Source organism: Formosa sejongensis, from assembly GCF_033447105.1.
Taxonomy (GTDB): Bacteria; Bacteroidota; Bacteroidia; order Flavobacteriales; family Flavobacteriaceae; genus Formosa.
In genome coordinates, this window is record NZ_JAWQUN010000001.1 from 516,337 (window position 1) to 528,291 (window position 11,955).

General features: G+C 32.5%; 10 protein-coding genes. 5 read left to right on the forward strand and 5 right to left on the reverse strand.

Going from position 1 to position 11,955, the window contains the following annotated elements:
• Positions 1–4 precede the first annotated feature (4 nt).
• The gene (lysS, locus tag R6X41_RS02195) at positions 5–1,702 is read right to left on the reverse strand and encodes a lysine--tRNA ligase (RefSeq protein ID WP_318497021.1); all 1,698 of its coding nucleotides are present in this window, start codon (positions 1,700–1,702) and stop codon (positions 5–7) included.
• 163 nt (positions 1,703–1,865) lie between these two features.
• Between lysS and R6X41_RS02200 the strand changes: the two genes are divergently transcribed.
• From R6X41_RS02200 to lipB, 4 genes are all read left to right on the forward strand, one after another.
• Positions 1,866–2,024, forward strand: coding sequence for a YqaE/Pmp3 family membrane protein (locus R6X41_RS02200; protein WP_083495670.1), 159 nt, complete (start codon positions 1,866–1,868; stop codon positions 2,022–2,024).
• A gap of 132 nt (positions 2,025–2,156) precedes the next feature.
• Positions 2,157–2,900, forward strand: coding sequence for a hypothetical protein (locus R6X41_RS02205; RefSeq protein WP_318497022.1), 744 nt, complete (start codon positions 2,157–2,159; stop codon positions 2,898–2,900).
• 113 nt (positions 2,901–3,013) lie between these two features.
• On the forward strand, positions 3,014–3,805 hold the full coding sequence (locus tag R6X41_RS02210) for a hypothetical protein (RefSeq protein ID WP_318497023.1): 792 nt from the start codon (positions 3,014–3,016) through the stop codon (positions 3,803–3,805).
• Positions 3,806–3,817: 12 nt separating this feature from the next.
• The gene (gene lipB / locus R6X41_RS02215) at positions 3,818–4,522 is read left to right on the forward strand and encodes a lipoyl(octanoyl) transferase LipB (RefSeq protein ID WP_318497024.1); all 705 of its coding nucleotides are present in this window, start codon (positions 3,818–3,820) and stop codon (positions 4,520–4,522) included.
• A 50-nt stretch (positions 4,523–4,572) separates the two neighbouring features.
• Here lipB and R6X41_RS02220 read toward each other — a convergent pair whose 3' ends face one another.
• The 4 genes from R6X41_RS02220 to rnhB all read right to left on the reverse strand — a co-directional run bounded on the left by R6X41_RS02220 (position 4,573) and on the right by rnhB (position 9,218).
• Entirely contained in the window at positions 4,573–4,890 is a 318-nt protein-coding gene (locus tag R6X41_RS02220; protein ID WP_318497025.1) for a hypothetical protein, read from the reverse strand.
• A 125-nt stretch (positions 4,891–5,015) separates the two neighbouring features.
• Complete coding sequence (locus R6X41_RS02225; protein WP_318497026.1) at positions 5,016–6,065, reverse strand: nucleoid-associated protein; 1,050 nt, start codon at positions 6,063–6,065, stop codon at positions 5,016–5,018.
• Between the two features lie 91 nt (positions 6,066–6,156).
• Entirely contained in the window at positions 6,157–8,589 is a 2,433-nt protein-coding gene (locus tag R6X41_RS02230; protein WP_318497027.1) for a ribonuclease HII, read from the reverse strand.
• Positions 8,590–8,618: 29 nt separating this feature from the next.
• A complete protein-coding gene (gene rnhB, locus R6X41_RS02235; protein WP_318497028.1) occupies positions 8,619–9,218 on the reverse strand; it encodes a ribonuclease HII in 600 nt (199 codons plus the stop codon).
• Between the two features lie 70 nt (positions 9,219–9,288).
• Here rnhB and R6X41_RS02240 point away from each other — a divergent pair, with 70 nt between their 5' ends.
• Entirely contained in the window at positions 9,289–11,259 is a 1,971-nt protein-coding gene (locus tag R6X41_RS02240) for a putative porin (protein WP_318497029.1), read from the forward strand.
• The last annotated feature ends 696 nt before the right edge of the window (positions 11,260–11,955 follow it).

The window sequence follows — 11,955 nt, forward strand, 5'->3', positions numbered from 1 at the left end:
TAAATTATCCATTGAGTGCAACAAACAAACCATCGTCTGCTTTGTCTACTTTGGCAACTCCTAATTTGGTTAACCCTTTTATAGTTTTATCCCATTTCTTGTTACTTAATTGAGATTGAGTTTTAAGTGCATTTAGCTCTATAGGTGAATTAGATTTTAGAATATTGAAAACTATTTTCTCATCTTCAGACATATCCACTTGTTTTTTCTCAGGTCTCATTTGAGGGAAAAACAATACTTCTTGAATAGATTGATTGTTTGTTAAGAACATAATTAAACGGTCCATTCCAATTCCCATACCTGAAGTAGGAGGCATACCATATTCTAATGCACGTAAAAAGTCGTGATCGATAAACTCTGTAGCTTCGTCGTCTCCTTTTTGAGCTAATTTTAATTGATGCTCGAAACGTTCGCGTTGGTCTATTGGGTCGTTTAATTCAGAATATGCATTTGCAATTTCTTTTCCGCAAACCATTAACTCAAAACGCTCTGTTAATTCAGGATTATCTCTATGCTCTTTACAAAGCGGACTCATCTCTTTTGGGTAATCTGTAATATAGGTTGGGTTAATGTAGTTTCCTTCACATTTTTCACCAAAAATCTCATCGATTAATTTTCCTTTACCCATGGTCTCATCAACTTGGATTCCTAAAGCTTTAGCACCTTCACGAATTTCAGCTTCTGTTTTACCCGTAATATCAAAGCCTGTAAAGTGCTTAATAGAATCTGCCATGGTTACACGCGCGTAAGGCGCTTTAAAGTCTATTTCGTGTTTTCCGAAAGTCGCTTTTGTAGTTCCGTTAACTGCCATTGCACAATGTTCTAAAAGTTTTTCACAGAAATCCATCATCCAATTGTAATCTTTGTATGATACATAGATTTCCATTGCAGTAAACTCTGGGTTGTGGGTTCTGTCCATGCCTTCGTTACGGAAGTTTCTAGAAAACTCGTAAACACCATCAAAACCACCAACAATTAAACGTTTTAGGTATAATTCGTTAGCAATCCTCATATACAAAGGCATATCTAAACTGTTGTGATGTGTAATAAACGGACGTGCAGCAGCACCACCAGGAATAGGTTGTAATACAGGCGTTTCAACTTCAAAATATCCAGCGTCGTTAAAGAAATTACGCATGGCATTAAAAAGTTTAGTACGCTTTATAAACACTTCTTTTACATGTGGATTTACAACTAAATCTGCATAACGTTGTCTATAACGTTGTTCCGGGTCTGTAAAGGCATCGTGTACTTTTCCATCAGCATCAACTCGAGGTTGAGGTAACGGGCGTAACGATTTACTTAAAATGGTAAAGTCTTTCACCATAATGGTTTTTTCGCCAACTTTGGTTGTGAATAATTCACCTTCAATACCAACGAAATCACCTATATCTAATAATTTTTTATAAATAGTATTGTACTTGGTTTTGTCTTCACCTGTACAAATTTCATCACGATTAAAATAGACTTGAATACGACCTTCGCTGTCCTGCACTTCTGCAAAACTCGCGTTTCCTTGTATTCTGCGTGACATTAATCGTCCGGCAATTATCACCTTCTTACCTTCTTCAAAACCTGTTTTAACCTGTTTACTCGTGTGGGTTAAGGGATAAAGATCTGCTGGATATGGATTAATTCCTAACTCACGAAGTTTAGTCAGCTTTTCTCTTCTTACGATTTCTTGCTCTGATAATTGCGACATACTACTATTGTTCTATTTAATATATTAACTGACAAAGATAATTACTATTGGTTATTATATCAATATATATTATCGAAAAACAAAATAGATTTTTATAGGTGTAACAATTGCCCTTTTATAGCGTCTTATTTATACATCATCAATCACAATAAAATCAATCACAATGAGTATTTGGAGAGTAATCCTTTCAATTATTTGTCCGCCATTAGCCGTTATAGGGAAAGGCTGCGGATCTGTTCTTATCGTTTTTTTACTATGGCTTTGCGGTTGGGTTCCCGGTGTAATAGCTGCATTAGTGATCTTAAATAATCCAAAACGATAATTTAACTTCGACTTTATATGTCTACCTGAATTCAGTGAATTTTGCTCTATATGGGTGTCTTAAGGTTAAAATCAGGGTGCTTTTTATATATAAGTAAGTATATTTGCGGCTGATAATAAACCTATCCAACCTATGAAAAAAATCTATGTATTAAGCGTTTGTATTATGTTACTTATATTAAGTAGTTGTGAGTTTTCTGAAAACATATATATAAATGAGGACGGTAGTGGTAAAATGTCTTTTGAGTTTGATGGCTCTCAGCTTATGCAAATGGGAGGAGAAAGTGTAGGAGATACTGCTGATGTGGTTTTAGATTCGACAATTGTATTTAAGGATTTTTTAGAAGCCAAAAAAGATAGCATTGCAACACTTCCAAAAGCCGAACAAGAGCAACTTAAAGCTTTAGAAAACTTTAAAATGCATATGTTAATGGATCCAAACACAAAACAAATGGTAATCGATATTAATACTGATTTTAAAAATGTTGATGAGCTAGAAGATATGTTTAAAGTCCTTAACAAGGCAAATGAATTAAATGATAAAGGTTCGGCTAAGACTAGCCCCTTAGGAAATATGGGCGTTACAGAAGGCAGTGAAGTGTATTATTCTTACAAAGAAAATGTATTTAAACGTACTGTAAAGGTTACAGACCCTGAGCTTTTACAAGCTACAAAAGATAGTTTAGCAGATACAGAAATGATTCTTGCTGCATCTACATATACATTAAATTATCATTTTCCGAAGAAGATTAAATCGGTGTCTTTAAAGAATGTGATGTTTAGTGAAGATCATAAAAGTTTTTCTGCAGAACTTAGCTTTAAAGACTATGTAACTAATCCTGAAAGTCTGAATGTAGAAGTCGTATTAGAAGATTAAATACTTTTAATAACCTGCCTGCTTTTAGCCCGAACTGAAGCTTTAGTCTGCTGAAGTTTCTCGTACCTAAAGTCGTATCTTTGCACGAATACTAACCCGCTTTTATAAGTCTTATGTTTCGTTTTTTTATTCTATTTATTTGCCTTTCAACTTTTGTGTTAACGAGTTGTAATTATACAGAAGAGATTACATTTTATCCCGATGGTTCAGGAGAATTTCTGATGGATTATGATATGAGTGAAGCCATGATCGCTGTAAAAAAGATAGGAGGAAATGAAGAGGCTTACAAGAAAGAGAAAAAGGTAGATAGTATCATTTATTTTAAGGATCTATTACAGGAAAAGTATGATAGTATTTCGAATTTACCTCAAGAGGAACAGGATAATTTGAAATCTTTGGAGACGATGATGATGCGCGTGAAATCCAATTACGAAACAGATGTTTTTAATCTTGGTTTTGGTTCAACATTTAAATCTATATCAGAATTTCCGGAAATTTTAGAAAATATAGATAAGGCAAAAGCGTTTAATACGAAAGGCAGTCCTGAGTTTTCTAAAATGGATGGTACTGCAGTCGCTAAATCGGTAAACGATATGCTTAAACATGTCGACTTTTCGTTTGATGGTAAGCAGTTTTCGAGATCGCTTAAAGATGGTTATAAACCATCCGATGAAGCACTAGCAGAATTAGATAAAGAAATGAGTATGATGGGTGAAGAGGGAGAAGAAACTCTGAATGCCATGACTTATACATTGGTGTATCATTTTCCGAAAAAAATAAAGTCGGTTTCTAATACCAATGCATTGCTTAGTAAAGACAAGAAAACGATGACTCTGAAACAGAACTATATTGAGATGATTAGAAATTCAGAATTAATGACTTTAAAAGTGGTTCTAAAAGATTAAAAATTTACTACATTGAATAAGATCATACAATTACAAGATTTAGGTTTAAAAGATTATAAAGACACTTGGGATTACCAAGAGGACTTATTTAAACAAATCGTAGATATAAAAATTAAAAATAGGAGAGAAGACACTACAATACCTACTCCAAATTACTTTCTTTTTGTAGAGCATCCGCACGTATATACTTTAGGAAAAAGTGGACATATGTCTAATATGTTGCTTAACGAAGAGCAATTAAAAGCAAAGGGTGCGACATTCTATAAAATAAATAGAGGTGGAGATATTACCTATCATGGTCCTGGGCAAATAGTAGGTTATCCCATTTTGGATCTTGATAATTTCTTTACAGATATACATAAATACCTTCGTTTTTTAGAAGAAGTTATTATTTTGACTTTAAATGATTATGGCTTAAAATCTGAGCGCAGTCCTGGTGAAACAGGAGTTTGGTTAGATGTAGGTACGCCGTTTGCTCGGAAAATTTGTGCAATGGGAGTACGTGCTAGTCGTTGGGTAACGATGCATGGATTTGCTTTAAATGTGAATGCAAATTTGGGATATTTCGATAATATTGTGCCTTGTGGAATTCGTGGCAAAGCCGTTACGTCTCTTAATGTTGAGTTGGGGGTAAAAGAAGTTGATGAAGCGGAAGTAAAGACTAAAATTCAGAAACATTTTAGCACGCTTTTTGAGGCTGAATTTGTTTTAGAATAAACGAATCTAAATCTCATTCTAAATACACTTTTTAGAATGAGATTTAGAGATTACCTAGCCAATAATTTTTTAGAAACCTTGTAAGTAGCAGCATATTGCATGTCTTCTTGTTCACGTTTTAAGTGACTGAATTCTCTTTTGTACCAGTTTACATCAGTTGCTTTTTTCCTGAACATATCGTGGTTTATCGTTTTGTGATCTTCACCATTTATAGTGGCCTTGATATCGTAAATAGCAATTCCAAAATGTTCGCATTGTTTTAAAACTTCAGAAAAATCTTCTTCTGAGAAGTAACATTCACCATTATTTTCATTATTCTTTGTTAAACCCGTAAATACGTTCTGTTCTAAAAATTCTTCTTGTGTCATTTTATTATACGTTTAGTCTGTTGTTTTTAGGACAACCGTTAGTGTCTATACCGCGGAATCTATTTTTATAATTCCGTTCTTTATTATAAGAGTTCAAAGTTAAATACTTTTAAGCTAAAAGGAGATTAAGCTTCAGTATTAAAAAACACCTTATAATAATACATTTTCTTTTCTTCGTCGAAACCACGTTCTAAATATTCGCTTGCTGCATCTGGTGCATCAATATCGAGTTTAATTTGGATTTGAGTATCGAGCTTAATCTCTGTTTTAATTTTCGCCTTTTGTTTTTTCACAACAGGTTCTGCAACATCAAACTGATTTAAAATAAGGATATCTTGTTCGCCTTCAAAAGATTTTTTGTAATCGTCGAAAAGGGTTTTATGCTTATCGTCTTGAAAGACTTCTTCTTTAAAATTTTCAATGTTTACAAATTCATGTTCCTTAAAATAGTCTACTGTTTTTGCTAAAAAGATATTCTGTTCTTGGTTACCATAACTTGTTTTTAAAATCTCGGTAGAAAACTCTTTACATAACTCGATATAATTCTGGGTGTGCGAATTAAAATCGTTAGCATATTTAATGTTCAAGAAGTGGTTAATCCAATATTGTGCATCGTAATTGTTATTGTCTACGGTTAATACAATTGGTCCTTCAGCATCTGTTTGGTTTAAAATTAAACAGCCTTTGTCTACTTTTTTTGTGTTAATTCCTTGTTGAACAGCAACGTCGTAACTGTTGCCTTCTAAATAGGTCTGAAAGAAATTAGATTTGTTTTCAATTTTAAAAATTCCAATCGCATTGGTTACGATTTCATTAAACTCTATACCTTCAAAAATCGCAACAATAACATCTCCAGTTTTAATTTGTACTGAATTTGATTGCTCGTATAAATGCTTAACGATGTTTTTAGATACATCGATAAAATTAGATTCATCAGCAAAAATATCTCCAGCGTAAGTGTTTATTTCATTCAATTTAATATTCGCATGATGATTAAAACGATGACTCTGCACTACGGTGCCAAATGGTCTCAATAAGAACGGAAGCATTAAATCGTAACTCGCTTCGTCAAATTGTATTTCTTTTTCAGAAAATGCATTTTTGGTATCGTTAAATTTATTTCCAACTTTATGAATTATAAATTTAGAAATCGTGGCGATGTTACGTTTTATCATAGTATTTTAATCTTAAAAAATTAAGGGTTGCAATAGTACTAAATTACCTTCAGCTTTAATAATAAATAAGAGCACTTTAAGGCTTAAACTTTTAATTAATCTGATAAATAATTATGGCATTATCGTTTCCTTTTGTTACCGCTTCCAACGGTTTATCTTTGTCTAAATTTGCTATGTCTAAAGCGCTCGTTCCATAGACTGGAAAATTTGAGATTTCCTCACCTTGGCTATCAAACACATAAACTTTTTGGGCTTGTAAATCTGTTGTGGTTACGTAAATTTTATTATTTATGTAAAATAATTTTGCTTGAGTGTAACTTCCAAAATCTAACTCTAATGTTTTATTTCTAATGGTTAGTTTGTTTTCAGACTGCGTTACAAGTGTTCGTGTCGTTGCATCTATATGGTGGTTTTCGCCGAGATTTAAATTCTCGCTGGATACTTTTCCGTTTAAATCTACTAGTATTAAATCGCCTTTATCTGTAGTAGTAGCAAATTTATTATTGTAAACGTAAACAGCTTCTTTAGAATAGGTGAATGCTGTTTTAGGAGTAACACGTACTTCTCCTGTCCGGCTTAAAATATATAGTTTATCGGTTGTTTTAAAAACTAAATAATCTTTACCACTAACCCTAAAATGCTGTGGTTTATGTATTATAGTTGTACTTGCTTTTTTAAAGTTAAAGCCTTTAACTTGTTTTCCAAGAGCATCGTACATTAAAACCTCTTGATTTTGTATCACTAATAATCTATACTTCTTATTATTGTCGTAATCGAAAACCGCTAAGGGTTGTGTTACTTTATCTTTAAAGTTTATTGGAAAGGATTTTGCATCTTTCCCGTTACGGTCTAATATGTATAGGTGATGTGCTGTTGTAAAAGCAAATTGTAAACGACCGTTTTTGTACATATCAATTTGCGAAATGTCTCCTAAAATAGCTTCGTCTAACTGTTTTTTCCAAAGGACTTTTCCTTTATTAGAAATTAAATACAGATTATTATTTACATCTTGTACCACGATTTCTTTTTCGCTAGTAATATGATTTGTTACAAATTGGGGATTATTTAAAAGTTTCGCATCTAATTTTATGTTCAACTCTTCACTTACAGAATTTTCAGTTGCTTTGGTTCTGGCTTTCTTAATCACAGCATTTACATGAGCAAAATCGTGGTCGTATATATATTGTATAGCAGATATTTTAAAATCTGTAGTATTTACTTGAGACGATGTTTTAAAGTTAGATTGTAATATGTCTTCTAACAGATTGGCATTACCAACCAGCATTAAAGAAGAGGCATCGCTTAAGTCTTCTGTAATGTTATGATAAAAATCGCGTTCGCTTAAAGTTGATTTATTTTGAAAGGTTGAAATTACATTTTGAAGCATTTCTAAGTCATCAGAGAATACAAAAAAGGAATCTAAAACGGCGTACAATGAAGCTGTTTTTATTTTAATTAAAGGTTTAAAATTGCTAGTAAACCATTCCGGATGCGCAAAACGTTTAATATCTACTTGACGAAAGGTTTCTATAACTTCTTGAGAATCTAGTAAAGCTTCACTAGTAGCCATATCGTCTAAACTATGTAAAACAATTGCGCGATGCTCCTTATTATAGATCACTCCAATTTCATTTGTATTATGAAATAATGTGGTTTCTATAGGTTCTTGCTTGTTTAATGCGACTAGATTGGCCTGCAGATTACTAAAATCTTGATACGTAAAACTCATAAAACCGTCACTATCTTCCGGCGTGATTTTAGCGGTCTTATTTTCTTGAGGCGTAGTATTTTTAAAAATATTTATTAAGTGATTTGTAGAATCTGATGCTTTGGTGATACCGTTTAACGTAATTTGATCTTGAGTAATATCTGTGTCTAAAGCAATATACTTTGTGAAATTTTGAAGCGGAATAGAATCTGAACTAAAAAACAGTGATGATTGTTTTACTTGTTCCGTATCTAAAATTACAGCAAATGTTTTTTCGGTGGCCGTAGTATTATAAATTTTCTGAAGCTCTTCACTTACTGGTTTTACATCTAAACTGTTTTCAATAATGGTTTTTGAAGTCGATCCAATAAAAATACTGTCAATAATTACACTATATAGCGTTTCCGAATTGAGTTGCGTTTTGGTAATAGTCGCGTTTTTAAACTTAATATCTTCTCGCTTGGGTTTCGCTAACGAATCGAACTGAAATAAATTAGGCGTGTATTTTGTAATTAAAGTGACTTGAGTACTATCGTTTTTATCCTTAGAAAAACAAAACAGAGCTTCAGATTTAGGTTTGAAAGCCGTTGTGTTTTTAAAAATATTATCTAAAGACTTATAAAATGAAGCCGTTTTAAATTCCTGAATTAAATCGTTATTGGAAAGACTGCTTTTTAAATCTTCAATATTATTCGTTTTAATTAAAGTTGAAGCACCTTCCGGAACAAATTCAATTAAACTGTGTTTCGTTGTTGTGGAGGTGTCGCAACTTATTAAGAATACACTAAAAATTATGGCTAAGAAAAGCGCTCTCATAAAAGAAATTTTTTTACAAATATATGAAGTTATACATCTAATTTTAATTGATCGGGTAGTAATCTAAAAGATAAACGGTGGTATTTTGTTGGTCCATATTTTTTTATGGCTGCACGATGCTCTTTAGTAGGGTATCCTTTATTCTGTTTCCAATTATACATTGGAAATTCTTCGTGAATAATACACATATATGCATCGCGATAGGTTTTTGCAAGAATTGATGCTGCGGCAATATTTAAAAATTTCCCATCTCCTTTAATAATGGTTTCATAGGGCACTTCTAAATATGGTTTAAACCTATTCCCGTCTACACTTATAAATTCCGGCTTTGGGTTTAATTTAGCAATAGCTAATTGCATGGCATGAATAGAAGCGTTTAAAATGTTTATCTCATCTATTTTATTGGGGTAAACATGTGCCACACCAAAAGTAACAGCCTCAAGTTCTATAATAGGTTTTAGTAAATCTCGTTTTTTCTCAGATAATTGTTTAGAATCATTTAGTACTGAATTAATAAAAGTTTTTGGTAAAATTACGGCAGCAGCAGTAACCGGACCTGCTAAACAACCGCGTCCAGCTTCATCTGTACCACATTCAAACTCGAATTCTGAATAGTTAAGGGCAAGCATTTAAATTATAGTTTTGTTATATACGGTTATCATATTTTGTATTTACCTTTGCAAGGTCTAAAAAATAATTATGAAGCAAATCATTCTGTCATTCTTTTTATTGTGTTTTACTCAATTAGCCTTTTCTCAAATAGAAAGTCTAGGTGCTGGGAAAAAGGTAAAAGGAGACGATGCTGCAAATCAATACGAATTTTCTCAAATCACATTGGATACTACAAGTACTAAAGCTGGGGATAAAAAAGTAGCTAAAATTGAACAGTATCTTATTATATCGAATCTAAACGATACGACCTATGTAGATACTACGTTATCCATCCAAAAACAATATAAATTCAATTATTTAAGAAAAGATAATTTCAACCTTATGAAGTTTTCTAACATGGGGCAGTCTTATAATACATTGAGTTACAATTTTAAGTCCGAACGTTTAATGCCAGATTTGGGAGCACGAGGTAAATCTTTTGCTTTTAGAACGGTAGAAGATGTTAGCTATTACCATGTGCCAACACCTTTAACAGAACTATTCTATAGAACTGGTTTTAAGCAAGGGCAGGTGGCTCAAGGTTTTTTTTCCGTAAACCTTTCCGAGCAGTTTAATTTTTCTGTCTCGTATAAAGGATTACGTTCTTTAGGTAATTATCAAAGTTTTCTTGCAAGTTCTGGAGATTTTGAAGGGACCTTTAATTATAAAACGAAGAATGAACGTTATATCGCTAAAGTCCACTTTGTTTCTCAGTATTTGGAAAATGAAGAAAACGGGGGTTTAACCGATGAAGAAGTCGGATATTTTGAATCTGGAGACCCTGAGTTTTTAGATCGTGGTGTTTTTGATATGAATTTTCAAGATGCCGATAATGTATTAAAGGGAAAGCGTTTTCATTTAGATCATAGATATTATATTGTAAAGCCAGAAGATTCATTGGCGAAACACAGTTTAAATATAACTCATATTATGACTTTCGATGATAAGTACTTCGAATTTAACCAGGAAACTGCGAACGATTATTTTGGAGAATCCTTTATAACATCAGATATAACAGATCGCTCCACGGTCGAAAATTTCTATAATCAACTTCAATTAAATTACAATAACGCTATTTTAGGTGATTTACAATTTAATGTAAGTCTGGATAATTATAATTACGGTTACGACCAAGTTGTGATTTTAGAAGATCAGTATATTACAAACCGTTTAAAAGGTAATGTGGTTGCTGTTGGTGGGAAATATCATAACAAATTTGGAGGATTTGATATTTATGGTGATGCTGGATTAAATGTTACTGGAGATTTCTCAGGAAATTATATTACAGGAAAAGCCGCTTACCAATTTACGGACGATATATTAATGAGTGCAGAGATTAATCATAATGCGTCACAACCCAATTACAATTTTTTGCTTTTTCAAAGTGATTATTTAAACTACAATTGGCAAACTAATTTTAGTACCGAAAAAACACAGCAATTAAGTTTTAAGTTCGAATCAGAAAAACTATTAAATCTAACTGTCGATTATTCTACCGTAAGCGATTATGCCTATTTTAAGAATGATGAAGAGGCAGGAGGTATTAAACCATTTCAGGATAATGGAACGATAACGTATTTAAGAGTGCGTTTAGATAAAAAAATCAAGTTCGGAGATTTTGCATTAGATAATACCATATTGTATCAAAATGTGCAAGACGGTGACCAGGTATTAAACATGCCGGACTTTGTAACTCGTAATACCTTATATTATAGTAAAAGACTTTTTAAGAAGGCTTTGCTTCTGGAAACAGGAATTACGTTTAATTACTTCTCAAACTACTATATGGATGCTTACGATCCGTTATTGGGAGAGTTCTATGTGCAAACAGATCGTGAATTTGGAAACTTCCCAAGATTCGATTTCTTTTTGAATGCTAAAATCCAACAAACTCGTATTTATTTTGAAGTAGAACATTTTAATGCGGCCTTCTCTGGCTACGATTATTTTTCTGCACCATATTATCCATACCGTGATTTAGCGGTGCGTTTTGGAATTGTTTGGAATTTCTTTATGTAGAAAACAACCTATACCTATTATATAAGTCTTTTGTTTTAGTATGAAAGTATGGTAGGTATATTATAGATGTACTATATAAGAGGTGTTTTATTGAAGTAATCCCGTAAGGGGTTATGGGCGTTTTCTATTCGGTTTAGTAATATAGCTAGGTGTTTTTAAAGTATTGAAATGTTTAAAACGATTATCCTCCACACATAACCATCTAGGAACATTCGCTTTACATATTATTTTAAAAAAAGGTGTAATTTAATTAGATTACTAATAAAGAAACGCTGTATATTTGCACCCGCTTAGCGAGACAACTACGGTAGTTAGCGAGGCAAAATGTTCATTAACAAGTTATTATTATCGGATTTAGATTAGTTTTTAAAAAAGAGAAATAAAAGCACGTTATTAAACAAAAAGGTTGTAAGTTTGCAACCGCTAAAAACGGCAACGTTTTTAGCGTAAAAAGTTCTTTGAGTGTTGATTTGGTTTAGATGAGAAAGCTTGCAAAAGCGGTCTTAAAAAAAAATCAAATAAACATTGCGAGATTAAAAAAAGGGTTTTATATTTGCACCCGCTTAACGAGGCAACGAGTTAAGATAAAAAAAGAAAACTCATTATTACCTTACCCTTCGGGGAAGATGTTCGAGAGAGCAGATGGGGATAAGTTCATTAACATATTGAATTGACAGCGTAGATATTAACTGGAAA